The sequence below is a fragment of the Acinetobacter sp. 24-47-64 genome (genome assembly GCF_057737055.1).
The window spans coordinates 2,573,666-2,592,303 of record NZ_CM173215.1 but is presented as its reverse complement, the minus strand read 5'-3'; the positions used below and the strand labels follow the sequence as shown (position 1 = coordinate 2,592,303).

17 protein-coding genes are annotated in these 18,638 nt (G+C 39.8%); 13 read left to right on the top strand and 4 right to left on the bottom strand.

The genetic code is table 11. The annotated features are described in order from the left end of the window. Positions 1–68 precede the first annotated feature (68 nt). The 4 genes from holA to AC1M85_RS12260 form a co-directional block, all read right to left on the bottom strand. The gene (gene holA, locus AC1M85_RS12275; RefSeq protein WP_481590574.1) at positions 69–1,055 is read right to left on the bottom strand and encodes a DNA polymerase III subunit delta; all 987 of its coding nucleotides are present in this window, start codon (positions 1,053–1,055) and stop codon (positions 69–71) included. A gap of 6 nt (positions 1,056–1,061) precedes the next feature. After that, positions 1,062–1,625 carry an LPS-assembly lipoprotein LptE gene (locus AC1M85_RS12270; RefSeq protein WP_488213165.1) on the bottom strand — a complete coding sequence of 188 codons (564 nt, stop codon included), beginning with the start codon at positions 1,623–1,625 and terminating at the stop codon, positions 1,062–1,064. Positions 1,626–1,868: 243 nt separating this feature from the next. Further along, entirely contained in the window at positions 1,869–4,490 is a 2,622-nt protein-coding gene (gene leuS, locus AC1M85_RS12265) for a leucine--tRNA ligase (RefSeq protein WP_488213164.1), read from the bottom strand. A gap of 122 nt (positions 4,491–4,612) precedes the next feature. Next, positions 4,613–4,972, bottom strand: a complete 360-nt coding sequence (locus AC1M85_RS12260; RefSeq protein WP_481590572.1) for a DUF4124 domain-containing protein — start codon at positions 4,970–4,972, stop codon at positions 4,613–4,615. A 554-nt stretch (positions 4,973–5,526) separates the two neighbouring features. Here AC1M85_RS12260 and AC1M85_RS12255 point away from each other — a divergent pair. The 13 genes from AC1M85_RS12255 (at position 5,527) to AC1M85_RS12195 (ending at position 18,631) form a co-directional block, all read left to right on the top strand. Beyond that, positions 5,527–7,254 (top strand): acetolactate synthase 3 large subunit, encoded by a 1,728-nt coding sequence (locus AC1M85_RS12255; RefSeq protein ID WP_035265632.1) that lies wholly within the window; start codon positions 5,527–5,529, stop codon positions 7,252–7,254. Continuing rightward, positions 7,251–7,742, top strand: coding sequence for an acetolactate synthase small subunit (gene ilvN, locus AC1M85_RS12250; RefSeq protein ID WP_035265631.1), 492 nt, complete (start codon positions 7,251–7,253; stop codon positions 7,740–7,742). The genes AC1M85_RS12255 and ilvN overlap by 4 nt, the downstream gene beginning before the upstream one ends. Before the next feature lie 104 nt (positions 7,743–7,846). Beyond that, positions 7,847–8,863 carry a ketol-acid reductoisomerase gene (ilvC, locus tag AC1M85_RS12245; RefSeq protein WP_035265630.1) on the top strand — a complete coding sequence of 339 codons (1,017 nt, stop codon included), beginning with the start codon at positions 7,847–7,849 and terminating at the stop codon, positions 8,861–8,863. A gap of 283 nt (positions 8,864–9,146) precedes the next feature. Next, positions 9,147–9,986 (top strand): DUF2971 domain-containing protein, encoded by an 840-nt coding sequence (locus AC1M85_RS12240; protein WP_488213163.1) that lies wholly within the window; start codon positions 9,147–9,149, stop codon positions 9,984–9,986. 585 nt (positions 9,987–10,571) lie between these two features. Further along, complete coding sequence (locus tag AC1M85_RS12235) at positions 10,572–11,387, top strand: XAC2610-related protein (RefSeq protein WP_488213162.1); 816 nt, start codon at positions 10,572–10,574, stop codon at positions 11,385–11,387. 109 nt (positions 11,388–11,496) lie between these two features. Beyond that, positions 11,497–12,774, top strand: a complete 1,278-nt coding sequence (locus tag AC1M85_RS12230; protein ID WP_488213161.1) for a glycosyltransferase family 4 protein — start codon at positions 11,497–11,499, stop codon at positions 12,772–12,774. Between the two features lie 155 nt (positions 12,775–12,929). Next, on the top strand, positions 12,930–14,201 hold the full coding sequence (locus AC1M85_RS12225; RefSeq protein WP_488213160.1) for a glycosyltransferase family 4 protein: 1,272 nt from the start codon (positions 12,930–12,932) through the stop codon (positions 14,199–14,201). Positions 14,202–14,220: 19 nt separating this feature from the next. After that, positions 14,221–14,772 carry a phosphatase PAP2 family protein gene (locus tag AC1M85_RS12220; protein ID WP_488213159.1) on the top strand — a complete coding sequence of 184 codons (552 nt, stop codon included), beginning with the start codon at positions 14,221–14,223 and terminating at the stop codon, positions 14,770–14,772. A gap of 111 nt (positions 14,773–14,883) precedes the next feature. Further along, entirely contained in the window at positions 14,884–15,084 is a 201-nt protein-coding gene (iscX, locus tag AC1M85_RS12215; protein WP_035265625.1) for a Fe-S cluster assembly protein IscX, read from the top strand. 109 nt (positions 15,085–15,193) lie between these two features. Further along, positions 15,194–15,625: a nucleoside-diphosphate kinase gene (gene ndk, locus AC1M85_RS12210; RefSeq protein WP_035265623.1), complete on the top strand. Its 432-nt coding sequence runs from the start codon at positions 15,194–15,196 to the stop codon at positions 15,623–15,625. 122 nt (positions 15,626–15,747) lie between these two features. Further along, positions 15,748–16,983 (top strand): dual-specificity RNA methyltransferase RlmN, encoded by a 1,236-nt coding sequence (gene rlmN / locus AC1M85_RS12205; RefSeq protein ID WP_488213158.1) that lies wholly within the window; start codon positions 15,748–15,750, stop codon positions 16,981–16,983. A 56-nt stretch (positions 16,984–17,039) separates the two neighbouring features. Continuing rightward, positions 17,040–17,840, top strand: a complete 801-nt coding sequence (gene pilW / locus AC1M85_RS12200) for a type IV pilus biogenesis/stability protein PilW (RefSeq protein ID WP_179998933.1) — start codon at positions 17,040–17,042, stop codon at positions 17,838–17,840. After that, on the top strand, positions 17,831–18,631 hold the full coding sequence (locus AC1M85_RS12195) for a helix-turn-helix domain-containing protein (RefSeq protein ID WP_035265612.1): 801 nt from the start codon (positions 17,831–17,833) through the stop codon (positions 18,629–18,631). The genes pilW and AC1M85_RS12195 overlap by 10 nt, the downstream gene beginning before the upstream one ends. Positions 18,632–18,638: the final 7 nt, after the last annotated feature.

The window sequence follows — 18,638 nt, the reverse complement described above, 5'->3', positions numbered from 1 at the left end:
AAAAGTGTATTTTTCTTAAATAAAATCAATAATCATTTTTATAGTTATAAATAGACCTTGCTCGTTAACTAAGCAAACAAGGTTTTTCCACATAATTCAGCAATGGCTTGTTGCATGAGGTGTTCTGGATTTTCATTATTTTTGCCTTTGATGGCAGCATCGATTCTTAATAGCAATTGTGGCCATGTGAGAAATTGCTTGGGATTAAGACGTCTCAAGGCTTGTTGATAAAGACTGACTTTGGTTTTCCAGATGCCGAGTTGTAATGCATTTTGTGGTTGCTCAAAAAGTTGCATCAGTAAGCGCATTTCTTTGCTTACCGTCCATAATACTAAACTGTGTGGTTCGCCAGCTTCGACTAAATATTGGTATATTTTGATCGCTTGACTTAGGTTGCCTGAAATTAATGCATCGCTTAAGTCAAAAGTGGTATAGCGTGATTGATCTTGTAAGCATTCGAGCAAATGTTGCATTTCAAGATGCTGTACATCGGGGAACGTGTCTGCCAGACGCATTAAGCTGTTTTTAGCAGCCAATAAATTATGTTCGTGGTGGACTTCGAGCCATTGCCATGCATCTTGGCTCAGTTGAATCCCAATTTTATCAGCTTCTATGCTGAGTATACGCTGACGATCTTGCGCATAAGTTGCTGTAAGAGGAACCAAGATGCCATTGGCTTCAATCGTTTGAAAAAACGCCGACTTTAAGCTACTGCTATCTTGCTTAGGCATAATGATCAACAACAAGTTGTGTTCATTATGCTGGATATAATGCTTGAGTAACTTTAACGCATTGGCATCTGGCTTAATGTTGCCATGGACCTCTACTGCGAGATTTTGTGAAAAAAGAGAAAGACTGTTGAGTGCATTAAATACATTTTTCCAATCAGCAACGCTTTGGATGTCATAGCGTTCTCTTTCCACGTGATTGATGATCCAACTTTGACGGAAAGCATCTAAAAGATTTTGCTCAAGTAAAGGTTCTTGACCATGTAATACCCATGCACCACGTGCTTCGTTTACACGTTTTAATGCTTGTAGATAATCTAACTTCATTCTGAGTTACGGATTTTCAGAGGTAGTAGGTTCAAAAGTTTGTTGCACAGGTAACAGTACATTTGCTTCTGCTTTTGGCAGACGGTTTGCAGCAATTTGACGAGAGATCTGTTGAGCGACATCGTCAATTAAGATTTCACTGAGATATTTATTTTGTTGATCATCTGTGTTCACGGTTGCAACATTATATTGATATGTACGTGTCGCAGTTAAAGTTCGAGGTTTTGTCACCAAGTTACCTTGACGATCTTCGATTTGGAAAGTCACAGAAAGTCTGAGTAGAACTTCAATGAGTTTGCCGTTGAGCTCATGGCGAATTGGCTTATAGTCAATGATACGCAATACATATGCATCGTTAGAGTTACTTAGTTGCACACCTGCAGCAGTGAGATAAACACTGAGTTTACGCTCTAAATCAGAAGTATTGGCAGGGAGTGCTAATTCAAGCTTTGTATAAGCCAGTGGCGTTGAAGTTGGATTGGTCCCTTTTAGATGAAATCCACAGCCGACCATAGTTGCGCTTAAGCCTAAAGTTAGAACAGCAATAGCTAAACGTTTGCTCAAATGCATTGTAGATCCTCTGTGTATTTCCTGAGATTCAGGATAAATTTTGAATATTCTGATTGTATGTGCAAAGCCCGTTGACTGGCAACGGGCTTTGTTTGGGAATTGTGAAATCCTTATATTCCCCTCTTTTTAAAAGAGGTGAGAAGCAATGCTTCGCAATGGAAATTAAATCCCTCCAAAGCTCCCTTTCTTGCGCTTTGATCTAAAGCTGTGCTTTATATCTTACTCAGGGAGGCTTTAAGGTTCTTAAACCACCAAATTCACTAATTTATTCGGAACAACGATTTCTTTCTTGGTTGGACCTGTTAAGAATTGTTGTACTTCAGGCAATGCTTTTGCTTGCGCCAGAATGTCATCTTTCGATGCATCTACAGACACTTCAAGTTTGCCACGAAGCTTACCGTTCACTTGAACCACAATGGTTTGTGTATTACGTGTTAATGCAGATTCATCCACTTGAGGGAATAATGTTGCATTTAACTCGATACCAAACTGCGCCAATAACGTTTCACTTAAATGCGGTGCAAATGGAGCAAGTAAAGTTAAAAGCGTCGTAATCGATTCACGTGCAACAGCAACATCGCTATCATCTTTCGCTTCAAACTTATTGTTTGCATTCAGAAGTTCCATCATCGCTGCAATCGCAGTGTTAAATGCATGACGACGTTCGATGTCATCACCCACTTTTTGGATGGTTTCGTGAGTCTTACGACGTAAGTCTTGAGCCGCAGTTGAAAGCGCAGCTTTATCAATCGCTGATGCAGTATTACCTTGTTCAAGGAAACCAGTTGCCAAGCGCCATACACGTTTTAAGAAGCGGTTTGCACCTTCCACACCTGCATCTGACCATTCAAGTGATTGATCAGGTGGTGCAGCGAACATCATAAATACACGTGCCGTATCTGCGCCGTATTGGTCAATAATAGATTGTGGGTCGATACCGTTATTTTTCGATTTCGACATTTTTTCTTGACCGCCAACGATAACGTCTTGACCATCACCTTTGTATTTTGCAGATGTGATACGACCTTTTTCATCACGCTCAAGTTCGATGTCAGCAGGGTTGAACCACGTTTTTTTACCTGATTCAGATTCGCGGTAATAGGTATCAGCAAGTACCATACCTTGCGTTAACAAGTTGGTGAATGGTTCGTTACCTTGTACTACACCTTCATCACGCATCAATTTGTGGAAGAAACGTGCATATAACAAATGCAGAATCGCGTGTTCAACACCACCGATGTATTGGTTTACAGGAAGCCAAGTTTGTCCCGCTTCAGGTTTAACCATACCACCAGTAAAGTCTGGAGATGCATAACGTGCATAGTACCAAGATGATTCTACAAATGTATCCAGCGTATCTGTTTCACGACGTGCATCACCGTTACAGCTTGGACATTTCGTTTCATAGAACTCAGGCATCTTGTTGAGAGGGTTACCTGAACCATCAGGTACAACGTCAGTTGGAAGTACAACAGGAAGTTGATCTTCAGGCACTGGCACTTGACCACAGGTTGGGCAGTTAATCATTGGAATCGGACAACCCCAATAACGCTGACGAGATACACCCCAGTCACGTAAACGGAATTGAACTTTTACATTCGCAAGACCTTGTGGTTCTAATTTTGCAAGGAAAGCATCAAATGCACCTTGGAAGTCTAAACCGTCAAATTCGCCTGAATTGACCAATTTACCTTCTTTTGAACCGTACCATTCTTGCCACTCTTTCGCATTAAAATCATTATCATCAGCGCCTTTCGCATCAATGACTTGCTTGATTTTTAAGCTATATTTATTGGCAAATTCGAAGTCACGTTCATCGTGTGAAGGCACTGCCATCACCGCACCTGAACCGTAAGACATCAATACATAGTTTGCGATCCAAACAGGAACTTCTTCACCTGTGACAGGGTGTTTTACAGAAAGACCTGTTGCCATGCCTTTCTTCTCAGCAGTGGCAAGATCTGCTTCTGCCACAGAACCCATACGGCATTCTTCAATAAATGCAGCCAATTCAGGGTTAGTTTCAGCAGCTTTAAGCGCCATAGGGTGTTCTGCTGCAACAGCAACATACGTCACGCCCATTAAGGTATCGGCACGCGTGGTAAAGACTGTTAAGCCATCTGCATAAATTTCAGGATTTGCTGAAGGGAAGGTAATTTCCATACCCTGTGAGCGACCAATCCAGTTACGTTGCATCGTAAGGACTTGTTGTGGCCAACCGTCTTTGAGTGTGTCTAAATCGTCAAGTAATTCTTGCGCATAGTCAGTGATGCGGAAGTAGTACATTGGAATATCACGTTTTTCAACCAAGGCACCTGAACGCCAACCACGACCATTTTCTACTTGTTCATTTGCAAGTACAGTTTGGTCTACAGGGTCCCAATTTACCGTTGAAAGCTTACGGTAGATTAAGCCTTTTTTATAAAGCTGAACGAATAACCATTGTTCCCAGCGATAATATTCTGGTGTACACGTTGCAAATTCACGATCCCAATCCACCGCAAGACCTAATTTTTTAAGCTGATTACGCATGTAATCGATATTTTCAAAGGTCCATTTTGCCGGTGCAACTTGGTGTGCAATCGCAGCATTTTCAGCAGGTAAACCAAACGCATCCCAACCCATTGGTTGTAATACAGTTTCACCTTTTAAACGGTGGAAGCGGCTGATCACGTCACCAATCGTGTAGTTACGTACATGACCCATATGCAGTTTGCCACTTGGGTAAGGGAACATCGAGAGGATATATCGACGTGGACCTTCTACAGTGTCGGCAACTTTAAAGGCTTTGCGAGATTCCCAGTTCTGTTGAACTTGGGGCTCAATCGCACTGGCTTGGTATTCAGAGTCAATGTGAGTAGTCATATACGTAATACAAGAGAACGGTTAAAAAATTTAGCGCACAGCATAGCGCAAAACGCACCTAAAAGTGAATTTTACAGACTGAAAATGGATGCAAAACTTAAATTAAGATCAAAAAGACAAATTCACTCATTTGAAACTTGAGTTTCGCTTAATGGAGCAGCATTTGTGTTTTGTGACTCAGTATTTGAAGCACCGTTTGTTTGCTGTTGCGTTGGTATCGTTTGAGTCTGTGAGGTTTGAGGAGCTTCGCTCGGGTTTGTATTTGTATTGACAGATGTTGTTGGTGCTTTCCAACCATATGTTTCAACTTTCCCTTTCTTTTTTGCTGATTTTGGTGGCGGGGTAGTGGTGTAGTGGGTTGAGCCATTTTGATCGACCCATTTGTAATATTCTTTTGCCTGCACCATAGATGAACAAATAGAAACTAAAACGACCGTGGATGCTAAACAAGAAAGTTTTAAAGATGATGCTAGTGAATTCATGACTTCACCTATAAAGAAATAAGAGGGGAATGAGTTCTTTTACATGTTTATATCGCAGCATTTTGCTGGATACTGATGAAGATTAATTGGTTTTATTTTAATCAAAAAAATCATTTTGCGTATAAATTGTTTTATATAAATATTAAAAATAAGTGTTTGAAATTTTTTTTATAAATCACCCAACCAAAAGTTATCGTTTGAAAAATAATCGGTTGGTAAATAAACAATAAAAAGGTTTCGGCAAACCTTGACTTTGGTCGTGAAAAAACTAAAAATGCTGCTCTAGTTTTATATGTTTTGTTCGATCACCCTTCGAATAAATATCATAGCTTGCAATAACGTTGTCTCTAAGCCGAGACAATGAAATAGCAGAAATATGTTTATCCCAACATGTTGAATATGCAGTCGCAACTCAAACGGTTGCGATCGAAAAATTTTATTATTGCAGCAAAAACGATGAAATATGTGTGCTATAACAGTGCATACAAACGAATGAATGAAACACGACTTATGTCTCCCATAAACGTCGTGGAAATAAGATTAGGGTGAATACGTTGGAACTTTTATCTGGTGGTGAAATGCTTGTTCGCGCATTGGCGGACGAAGGCGTTGAACATGTTTTTGGATATCCAGGCGGCGCAGTTTTACACATTTACGACGCGCTATTCAAACAAGACAAAATTAATCATTACCTCGTGCGTCATGAGCAAGCTGCTGGTCATATGGCAGATGCATACTCGCGCGTAACAGGTAAGACAGGTGTTGTACTGGTGACCTCGGGTCCAGGTGCGACTAACACTGTGACACCAATCGCGACAGCTTACATGGACTCAATCCCAATGGTGATTTTGTCTGGTCAGGTTGCAAGCCATTTGATTGGTGAAGATGCATTCCAAGAAACGGATATGGTTGGTATTTCTCGTCCAATCGTGAAACACAGTTTCCAAGTGCGTCATGCGAGTGAAATTCCAGCGGTTATTAAAAAAGCTTTCTATATCGCGTCATCAGGTCGTCCAGGTCCTGTGGTTGTTGATATTCCAAAAGATGCAACAAACCCTGCTGAAAAATTTGCATACGAATATCCTGAAAAAGTAAAAATGCGCTCTTACCAGCCGCCACATCGTGGTCATACTGGACAGATCCGCAAAGCTATTGATGAATTGATCAATGCTAAACGTCCTATTATTTATACGGGCGGTGGTGTTGTTCAAGGCAATGCATCACATTTATTGACTGAATTAGCGCATCTATTGGGTTATCCAGTAACCAATACATTGATGGGGCTAGGTGCATTCCCTGGTAATGATCCTCAATTTATTGGTATGTTGGGTATGCATGGGACATATGAAGCGAACATGACCATGGGTCACGCTGATGTGATTCTATGTGTTGGTGCGCGTTTCGATGACCGTGTAACCAATAATCCTGCAAAATTCTGTCCAAATGCGAAAGTGATTCACATTGATATCGATCCTGCGACGATTTCAAAAACAATCATGGCGCATATCCCAATCGTGGGTGCGGTAGAGCCAGTTCTTCAAGAAATGTTAGCGCAATTAAAACAGCTGAATATTTCTAAGCCGAACCCTGAAGCTATTGCGGATTGGTGGAAACAAATCAATGAGTGGCGTCAAGTTCATGGTTTGAAATATGAAAAACCAACTGACGGTACGATGAAACCTCAACAAGTTGTTCAAGCTTTAGATAAAGTAACGAACAGCCAAGCAATCATCACTTCTGATGTTGGTCAACATCAGATGTTTGGTGCGTTGTATTACAAATACACACGTCCACGTCAATGGATTAACTCAGGTGGTTTAGGCACGATGGGTGTTGGTCTTCCATATGCGATGGCGGCTAAGCTTGCATTCCCTGACCAACAAGTTGTTTGTATTACAGGTGAAGCATCCATTCAGATGTGTATCCAAGAGCTCTCAACATGTAAGCAATATGGCCTAAATGTTAAAATCTTGTGCTTAAACAACCGTGCTTTAGGTATGGTGAAACAATGGCAAGATATGAATTATGAAGGTCGTCACTCAAGTTCATATGTTGAGTCATTGCCTGACTTTGCGAAGTTGATGGAAGCTTACGGACATGTAGGTATTCAAATTGATCATGCGGATGAGCTTGAATCGAAGCTTGCAGAAGCAATGGCGATTAATGATAAATGTGTATTCATCAACGTGATGGTTGACCGTACTGAGCATGTTTATCCGATGTTAATCGCGGGTCAATCTATGACAGATATGTGGTTATCTAAAGGGGAGCGCACAGCATGAGACATATCATCTCTGTTCTCATTGAGAACGAATCTGGCGCGCTTTCACGTTTAGTGGGTTTGTTCTCACAACGTGGTTATAACATTGAAACTTTGAACGTTGCGCCAACAGAAGACCCAACAATGTCTCGTTTGACATTGACGACTTATGGTGATGATCACAAGATTGAGCAAATCACAAAACAACTCAACAAACTTGTTGAAGTGGTTAAAGTGGTTGACCTTTCTGAAGGTTCACACATTGAACGTGAATTGATGTTAATCAAAGTAAAAGCTTTGGGTTCTGCGCGTGCTGAAATTAAACGCACAGCAGATATCTTCCGCGGACAAATCGTGGATGTAACACCAACGACTTACACGATTCAAATCGCGGGTACAACTGAGAAAATTGATGGTTTTATTGATGCTTTGGCAGAGAATACCATTCTTGAAGTTGTACGTTCAGGTGTGTCTGGTATCGCACGTGGCGAAAAAGTTTTAACAATCTAATTTTTTATTAACAAATTCTTCCCTCCTCCGAGAGGAGGGGGTTGGCGAACCACATTAACATTCGCTAATCAAACGGAAGCCAAAGCATTTTAGCGGAGACAGCAATGCAAATTTTTTATGATAAAGACTGCGACTTATCTATCATCCAATCTAAGAAAGTAGCAATCATTGGTTACGGTTCACAAGGTCACGCTCACGCGCTTAACCTTAAAGATTCTGGCGTTGACGTAACTGTTGGTTTACGTGCTGGTTCTGCTTCTTGGAAAAAAGCTGAAAATTCTGGTCTTAAAGTTGCTGAAGTTCCTGCTGCTGTAGCTCAAGCTGACGTAGTAATGATCTTGACTCCAGATGAATTCCAAGCTCAACTTTACCGTGATGTAATTGAGCCAAACATCAAGCAAGGTGCTACTCTTGCATTTGCTCATGGTTTCTCTGTTCTTTATAACCAAGTTGTTCCACGTGCTGACTTAGACGTAATCATGGTTGCTCCAAAAGCACCTGGTCACACTGTACGTTCTGAATACCAACGTGGTTCAGGTGTTCCTGATCTTATCGCGATTCACCAAGATGCTTCTGGTAATGCACGTAACCTTGCGCTTTCTTACGCTTCAGGTGTTGGTGGCGGTCGTACAGGTATTATCGAAACTTCATTCCGTGAAGAAACTGAAACTGACCTTTTCGGTGAGCAAGCAGTTCTTTGTGGTGGTGCTGTTGAATTGGTTAAAATGGGCTTCGAAACTCTTGTTGAAGCTGGTTATGCGCCAGAAATGGCTTACTTCGAATGTCTACACGAACTTAAATTGATCGTTGACTTAATGTTCGAAGGCGGTATCGCGGACATGAACTACTCTGTATCTAACAATGCTGAGTACGGTGAATATGTTACTGGTGTCGAAGTAATCAACGAACAGTCTCGTGAAGCGATGCGTAATGCGCTTAAACGTATTCAATCTGGTGAATATGCGAAGATGTTCATCCAAGAAGGTGCGTTGAACTACCCATCTATGACTGCTCGTCGTCGTCAAAACGCTGCTCACGGTATCGAAGTCACTGGTGCTAAATTGCGTGCGATGATGCCTTGGATTCAAGCAAACAAAATCGTTGATAAAGAAAAGAACTAAGTTCTAATTTCCAAGTCAAAAGCCCTTGTTTTTAACAGGGGCTTTTTTTATGAGACATAAAAAATAAAGCTAAATTATTTGACGTAAGCTTCGTGCCTCAAATAGATGAAATCAATGCTTTTCTTTCCTTGCACTTCACTCAGAACAGTGTTCTGAGTTTGCTCATACCCTGGATTCAAGCAAACAAAATCGTTGATAAAAAGAAAAACTAATTTTCTTATCTAGCTGATTTTTATGCTATAAAACCCTGCGAAAGCGGGGTTATTTTTATTGGATAAGAAAAATGATTTTATATAAATATGTCGGATTTGAGGCAGGTTTAAAAATATTAGAAACAAATACTTTGGGATTTTCACATCTAGAAGATTTTAATGATCCGTTTGAAGCAACAGCTTTAGCGTTGGTGGAAGATAATGTTCCTATTTCTGTACAAACAGGAGCTATAAGAAATAGGTTGTCTAGAAAATATGCTATTTTATCATTAACTCGCGCACCTTTAAATCCACTTATGTGGTCTCACTATGCTGATAGCTATAAGGGGGTGGTTATTGGTATAGATACAAAATTAGCGGGTTTAGATGATGCTAAAAACTTTTTAATTCCATCGAATAGAGGGGAGGTAATTTATTTAAATACTCCACCTAGACAATCTCATAACATTGATGCAGATACGTTAATGTCTATCGGTGATTGCTCTATTTTTAACTGGAATAACTTTGAAGAATTTCTAAAACATGCCTTTTTATATAAATCATTGTGTTGGTCGTATGAGGAGGAGGTTCGCATAGTTAAAAATATAAGTCCTGCTCCGTTTGGTTATCATTTTTCAACAATCACTGAAGCATTAATTGATAATCAATATTGGAAAAGAATACAGCTCCCTAATCGCCCCATCTATACATTGCAATTAACAAAAGAAGCTTTTGTAGAAGTCTATTTAGGGAAAAATGCTTATATTGATCAACGTAGAAAGCAAGAAAAAATCAAACCAATCATAGATCATAAAGTTGAGAGGATTGAACAGTTAAAAATGATTTGTCAGCTAAGACAAATACCATTAAAGGGTGTAAGTGTGAACTTAGAAACTTGGGCTTTGCAAAGCCGAATAATTAGTTTGGATTAATTCTTAATTTTAGTTGTCTATTTCTTATTTTTAAATTCTATCCTTTTTTATATATCCCAAAAGCTAAATATAAAGTGAAGGTTCATATCTTATTTGGTGAAATTATTTTTATATTGCTAAATCCTATTTGGGCCATTTACTGATTAAATCCAGAAACTAATTTTAATAATTTTCATAACCTCAAGATATTAATAATAAGTCACCGATATTTTAGGAACTTTGAATCCTGAGACTTGTCTTTTTGTAATGCATTGAAAAAAAAGACGACAGGCATGATAAAAATAGTCATTAAAAAGTAACTCAATGACAGGTAGATTAAGTTGCAGTCGACAGAGGCTTAGCTAAACACAATAATTAGTATCTAACAAGAATACTTAATAACTCAAGGATTGAGGTTGGGAATGAAATTAACGTTTGTATGTTACTTATTGGCGATCTTGCCAATCTGTGGATGGGCGCAACAAACAACTGATATTGAGTAAAAAACGCCAAATAGTGATGCTGAGCTTGTTTTGGATAATGTTCGCATATCAATGCAACGATTATTGAGGTCAACAGACAACGAATATTTTTTTGAGTCTTTATATGGGTGTGCTTCATCCAAATGCAACACTTACTTCCCTCAAAGACAACGTCACTATCCAATTTAAAGGGGAGCAAAAAGGCGATCAAGTTTTTTTTAAAGCAGAACAACCGAGTGATGATTCAAATGCAATTCAAGAGTTGAAAAGACAGCTTAACTATAAAACGAATGTATTTAAATCTACATTGGTCAATCATGCGGGTGTGATTCGAACAAAGAAATTCGAGCCTGCTTTTAAAGTAAAAAATACGCCTGATGTGAGTTTTAATTTCTATGGCATATCTAAAGCTGACCATCCTTTCAAACGATTAATGACACGTATCGAGGTGTTTGACAAAGTCAATCAAAAAAGCATGCAAATACTTGAAGGCTTTCAAGCGTTTCCCAATAGTATTGGTTATATGGATGTGAATTTTGATGGTTACTATGATGTAGTGCTCTCTGATCTGTCAGAGGATAAAACGCTTCAAGATTGTCGTTTTATTTACTGGATTTATGATTCTGTTCAACAAAAATTTAACCGTGCAGAGCAGTACGAGCAAATCGTTGGATTTCCACTGTTACATGGTGATAAACAGCACATCGATTTTTCTAATGGACAGGTTTATACAATTGTTGAAGGCAGTTTGAAACCAGTTGCAGTTAATGCTGAACAAGAAACTAAACAATTAGAAGATCGGACATCATCAGAATCCTCTGTAGCACTTCAAGGGGAAAACTTGGAAAAACGGATTGAAGAACCACCGGTTAACTCTGGTCAAGAGCAAGAGAATGAGCTAGGCAGTGATGTAGATCGTGTTCAAGAGCAAGAGCCTTAAAAATGTGAAAATCTGAATGAGCCTTATGACAAGGCTGTCATGAAACCATCATCATATTGAAATTATGTTCTTTTAAATTTTAGGGATAACATTAATAAAAGGTGTGATGATGGCACTCCTAAACATGCAAGTAATAAAACAAAAAAAAATCTTTGAATTATTGAACATCAAAAAAAATACGTCATTTGAGGATTTTATTCTTCTTCCTGATGCTGATCAGCCTAAACGACATCCTCAATTAAAAATTGCCATTGTGACTGAGACATGGTCACCAGAGATTAATGGTGTTGCAAACTCACTGATGAATTTATGTCTGGGTTTGCAGAAGCGAGGTCATCAAATTTTGTTGATACGTCCTCAACCCAAAGTGAAATGTAAACGGTTTAAACCTGATGCAGAGTGTTGGGTGCATGCTCAGGCGATTCCGAAATATCCCACCTTACAGTTTGGTTGGCCACAGTTTTCTAAAATCTCAAAAGCGGTTGAGGTATTTCAGCCAGATGTTGTGCATATTGTGACAGAGGGACCATTGGGATTTGCGAGTCTAATGGTGGCTAAATCTCAGAATATTCCTGTTTCAAGTGGTTTTCACTCTGCTTTTCAAGAGTTTAGTCGATATTTTGAGTTTCCTTTTCTCGTTAAACCTATCTCAAAGTATTTAACATGGTTTCACAATAAGACAGACGTGACTTGTGTGCCAAGTTTAGATACACAGCATGCTTTAAAACAAATGGGAGTAAGCGGTGAGTTCAGGGTGGTGGGGAGAGGTGTTGATACCCAATTGTTTAATCCGAATAAAAGATCGCAGTTGCTCAGAGAACAATGGGCCGCAAATGAGCATACACGAGTACTGATTTCCGTTGGTCGGTTGTCACCTGAAAAGGAAGTAGGCCTGATTATTCGGATTTTTTTGAAAATGCAAGGTGAGGTTGAGCATCATACTAAATTGGTCATTGTCGGAGATGGACCAGATCGAGTAAGGCTTGAAGCTCTTGCGGGTCATCATCCCGATATTATTTTTATGGGAAGTTTGACTGGCGATGATTTGGCATGTGCATATGCCAGTGCAGATGTGTTTATCTTTCCAAGTCAAGTTGAAACCTTTGGAAATGTCGCGATTGAAGCATTAGCAAGTGGTTTGCCAGTGGTGGCTTATGATTATGCATGTGCCAAACTGCATGTTGTGCATGATGAAACGGGATGGTTGATCCTTCTCGGTGATGTAGAAATGTTTGAACGAGCAATGACAGCAACATTGAATCAACCCGATTTAAAAATAATGGGTGAGAAAGCGCATCTTGCAGTTGCTGCATCAGGATGGTTGAAACCTGTTATTGATTTTGAGCAAGCGTTATTTTTTGCTGTACATCGTACTTTATTTCACTAAATTATTTTGAATTCGTAGTTTCTTGTCGCGTGTTTGAGGGTGGTCGGTGAATCAGTCATCCATTCTAATTATGACAAGTATTTAATGAAATCATCATCATAATGAAATGATCCATCTCTAAAGTAAAAGTATGAAAAAAATACAAAAGAGGTGTGATGATGGGAATCATGGACACTGTATTGCCTAGATCGACAACGCAATATGATCACCAGAGGCTAAAATTTAAAAATCAAAACTCCGATCGGGATGTATCGGTGCTTGAGCAATTGGGGCGATCTAGATTAAAAATAGCTGTCGTTACGGAGACATGGCCACCAGAGCTGAATGGTGTTTCATTGTCTTTACTGCAGATTTGCAAAGGTCTACAGAAGCTTGGTCACAAAATTCTATTGGTACGACCTTCACAAAAACAAATATGTTCGGAATTTTCTCCGAACCGTGAGTGTTTGGTGAATGGTCAAACCATTCCGAAATATGCCCATATGCAATTTGGTTGGCCACAGTATGGCAAAGTGGCTAAAGCTTTTGATGAATTTCAACCAGACTTGGTGCATATCGTGACGGAAGGACCATTAGGTTTAGCGGTACTTCAGCTCTCAAAAAACAAAAAGATTCCTGTGAGTAGTGGTTTTCATTCTGCTTTTCATGACTTTAGTCGGTTTTATGATCTTGCTTTTATGGTCAAGCCGATTCAGCACTATCTCAAATGGTTTCATAACAATACGCAATTGACCTGTGTACCAAGTCAGGACTCGGCTGATGCGATACGTAACTTTGGTGTTACATGTCAAGTTGAAGTGATTAAGACTGGGGTGGATGTTGAAAAGTTTTCACCTACTTTTCGAAGTGTGCAACTCAGACGACAATGGGATGCTTGTGAGAATACAACTGTCCTGCTTTATGTTGGTCGTGTTTCACCTGAAAAAGAAATTCAGGTGTTAATTGATGCCTATTTAAAACTTAAAACACAAACTACGCGCAGATTTAAGTTGGTCATCGTGGGGGATGGGCCCGATTATTCGCGTTTGGTTCGTCAAAGCAAACATACCGATATCATCTTTACTGGAAGCTTAAGTGGTACAAATCTTGCTGAATCATTTGCAAGCGCAGATGTATTTGTTTTTGCCAGTCAAGTAGAGACTTTTGGCAATGTCGTGCTTGAAGCGATGGCGAGTGCATTGCCTGTCGTTGCTTATGATTATGCTTGTGCTAAGCAGTATTTAGATGCGGAAACAGCATGGTTAGCACCTTTGGGTGAGCCTGCAACCTTGGTTCAATATATTGTTAATCTGCCCCAAAACAAACGCTTGCATGCAATGGGGATGCAAGCAATGAAAAAAGTACAACAAGTCGGATGGCAACATCCAGTTCAACAACTCGAACATGTATTTTATCGTGTCGTGCAGCAGAAAACGCTCACGGCCTGAACGATAGGAGTAGAGTGAAATGAATTTTAAAAATACCAAAATAAAAATACTCGATCTTGATCTAAGAGGATGTCTCTATTTCAATAATCTATCGCATACACAAAGTATTGCGCTCATATTTAAAATTATTAGTCGGCTCGGAGATGGAGTTTTTTGGTACATGATGGTGGCGTTGGTGTGGCTACTGCAAGGACCGCAATACACTATTCAAATTTTATATATTCTTGTAGCTGCTTCGTTAGGTACGCTGATTTATAAAATTTTAAAAACAAAAACAGTACGTCCACGACCATACCAAGTTCACCAAGTTATTCATATTGGCGAAAGACCACTAGATCATTTTAGTTTTCCTTCTGGTCATACATTGCATGCAGTAATGGCAACAATCGTATTGGGTTATGTAGAGCCTGTCTTGCTGGTGATGATGATGCCATTTACCATTTTGGTTGCTTTGTCGCGCATGGTATTAGGATTGCATTATCCAACTGATGTTTTAGTTGGTGCCTTAATTGGGGCGACGGTTGCGAGTGGTATTATCTTGGCTGCTCCAGCATTGAAAATCATATTGTGAGGGTAAGTTGATTGCATGGTAAGGCGTACAAAAGCAATATAATTGTACGTCTTGATTTGCTTTTTGCTAAAATTAAGCCATGAATTCACCAAAGATGATTTAGGAATAAGTATGGGTTTACGTTGGACAGACACCCTTGATATCGCAATTGAACTGTATGAAGCCCATCCAGATGTAGATCCACAATGGATCCGTTTTACTGATCTTCATGCATGGGTTTGTGCGCTTCCAGAGTTCGAAGATGATCCAAACAAATCAACAGAAGGATTGTTAGAAGCAATTCAAATGGCTTGGATTGACGAAGCTCGATAATTCATCGATCGAAAAAAACCATTTTTTTACACGCGAAAAGCAGATAATCGCGCATTATTCGGTATAATGCGCCAAAATTTTCATGTCAATTTGACTAAAGGAGCCAATCATGGCTATTGAACGTACTTTATCTATCGTTAAACCAGATGCAGTTGCTAAAAACCACATCGGTGACATCTTTGCTCGTTTCGAAAAAGCTGGTCTTAAAATCGTTGCGACTAAAATGAAACATTTAACTCAAGCTGAAGCTGAAGGCTTCTATGCTGAGCACAAAGAACGTGGTTTCTTTGCTGACCTCGTTGCGTTCATGACTTCTGGTCCAGTTGTTGTATCAGTTCTTGAAGGTGAAAACGCAGTTCTTGCTCACCGTGACATCCTTGGCGCTACTAACCCTAAAGAAGCTGCTCCAGGTACAATCCGCGCTGACTTCGCTGTAAGCATTGACGAAAATGCTGCTCACGGTTCTGACTCTGTAGCATCTGCTGATCGTGAAGTTAACTACTTCTTCGCTCAAACTGAGATCGCTCCACGTACTCGTTAATTCGCAGTATTCAAACCAGATAAGTGCTATACTGCTTATCTGGTTTTTTTATTTCTGAAAGATTTTATTGCTTGAAAATTGAGCATGTTCTTTTATCCCACATTATGGTTTAGGTAATACTCATGAATTCTGAAGTTGTCGCTTCATCCGTCAATTTAGATGAACAACAGCCCACTACTGTTCAAGTACAGCAGGCTGATACTGTACAGAAAGTGAATTTACTTGGCCTGTCACGTCCGCAAATGGAAAAATTCTTTGAGGATATGGGTGAGAAAAAGTTCCGGGCGGGTCAGGTGATGAAATGGATTCATCAGTTCTTCGTTACTGATTTTGCTGAAATGACTAATATTTCAGGGAAATTACGTGAAAAACTTGAAAAGATTTGTGAAATTAAAGCACCAGAAGTCGTGCTTAAAAACTATTCTAAAGATGGAACACGTAAGTGGGTATTTCGTGTAGGTGATGGTGCGGGTTCTTTGGTTGAAACAGTATTGATTCCTGCTGAGGATAAAACGGGTTCGCGTAAAACCTTATGTATTTCATCACAAGTCGGTTGTGCTTTGGACTGTTCGTTCTGTTCAACAGGAAAACAAGGTTTCCAACGCGATTTAACACAGGCTGAAATTATTGGTCAGTTGTGGATGGCGAACTATTCCTATATGGAAGATGTGCCAGTTGCTGAGCGTGAGCGCTCTGTGACCAACGTGGTAATGATGGGTATGGGCGAACCATTATTGAACTATGACGCTGTGCTTAATTCAATGCGTATCATGCTTGATGATTTCGCCTATGGAATGTCTAAACGCCGTGTCACATTGTCAACGTCAGGGGTTGTGCCGAAGATAGATCAATTGGCTCAAGACATCGATGTTGCGCTTGCAATTTCATTGCATGCAACCAATGATGAGTTACGTAACGAATTAGTACCAATTAATAAAAAATATCCCTTAGAGCAACTCATTGCAGCGTGTCAGCGTTACATCACTAAAGATGGTAATGAAAGTGCACGTAAGCATGTCACAATTGAATATGTCATGTTAGACGGGGTCAACGATCATCCTGAACATGCACAGCAGATGATTAAGTTGTTAAAAAATTTACCAAGTAAAATTAACTTGATTCCATTTAATCCATTCCCACATGCACCATACGGGCGTTCGAGCCGAAATCGCATCATTTCTTTCCAAAAAACTTTGTCTGATGCTGGTTTTGTGTGTACGATTCGTCAGACACGTGGGGATGATATTGACGCAGCTTGTGGTCAATTGGTTGGTCAAGTGGCTGACCGTACTCGTCGTGCAGAACAATGGAAGAAAAAAGTGCTAGAACGTAATGAAATTATGCGTTCACAAGGCTAGTTGTATCATTTAGATGTGAATGATTAAAAAGAGGGAGGCATCATTTGAGCAAGCCGATGTATAAAAAAATAGTCATGACGATGACAGTCGCTTTATCTGGATTGCTTTTCTTTGGATGCCAAACTACCAGTGGCGATACGAGCAAAAAGGATCCTGAGAAATCAGTGAAAGTTCGTACCCAAATGGCGGCTGAATATATTCGGAATGGGAATTTAGATGCTGCCAAACGTGTGCTTGATCAGGCATTAGAGGTTAATTCGCGCGATTCAACTGCAAATATGATGATGGGGGTGTTGCTTCAGCAAGAAGGAAGTGACATCAACATGCAACGTGCAGATCATTATTTTTCTCGTGCTATTTCAATTGATCCTAAAAATGCGCAAGCACGTAACAACTATGGTACGTATTTGTATCAAGTGAAACGATATAATGATGCTGTTAAACAGCTTTCAATTGCAGGCGCAACGCTTGGATATGACCAACGTCATCGTGCATTAGAAAACCTTGGACGGATTTATCTCATTCTAGGGGATATACCGAATGCTGAAAAAACGTTCAAACAAGCACTGCAAGTCAATCGTGACTCGACTGTTTCAATGATAGAGTTAGCAGAGATATTTTATCTGCAAAAGAATAATATTGCCGCGCGTCAGCTATATGAGCAATTTGTACTCAAAGTTGGCCAGCAAAATCAAGGTGCGCGAGCACTCTGGATTGGTTTACGTATCGCACGTGCCAATGGTGATAGAACGGGAATGTATGTGCTGGTGAATCAGTTGCGTACTTTATTTCCAAATAGTCAAGAATTTCAACGTTATTTGCAATTACAGTTCAATACTGAGGCCGTATGGAAGTAAATCCTAATTCACAGCAACCTACTGGTTCAAACGTAGCACCTAATGCTTTAGGAAATATTCAACGCCCTGGCGAGTATTTGCGTCAAATCCGTATTTCTCAACAACGTGATCTGGTCAAAGTTGCTGGTGATTTGAAAATGCCAGTAAAAACGCTTGAAGCGTTAGAGCAAGACGAATACAAATCTTTGCCAGAAGCGACTTTCATTAAGGGATACTATCGTTCGTATGCGAAGTATCTCAAAGTTGATGCCTCTGCTTTGATTCAACGTTTTGATGAAATCTATCAAAATGATACAGGTTTACTGCCAAATCATGCTTTGAACAATTCTCCAATTAAAATTATGGGGAAACTTCCTGGCTCGAAAAGCGTACGTAATCGCAAGTGGATTAAACGCATCGTGATTGCGTTAATTATTTTGGGCGTGGCTTGGCTATTAATCTCCGCAATCCAAAAATGGGCGGCTAAAGGCGATTCGTCAAACACTGATACGAATCAATCCAACAATGTCCAAATTCTGACCTTAAACAATGGTACAGGCACGACTGAAGCAGTATCAGGCGATACGATGAATCTCAGTTTTAGCCGCCCTACATCAGTACACATTGTGGACAGTACGGGTAAAGTATTAGCAACTGGACGCCAATCAACTGCGATTAGTTTGAATGGACAGTCTCCATTCCAAATTCGATTAGATGATGCTCAAGCCGTTTCATTAAGTTTAAATAATGAAAATATTTCATTGTCACCATATACCGTAAACGGAAAAGCTGAATTCCGTTTATCACGTTAATGGGTTA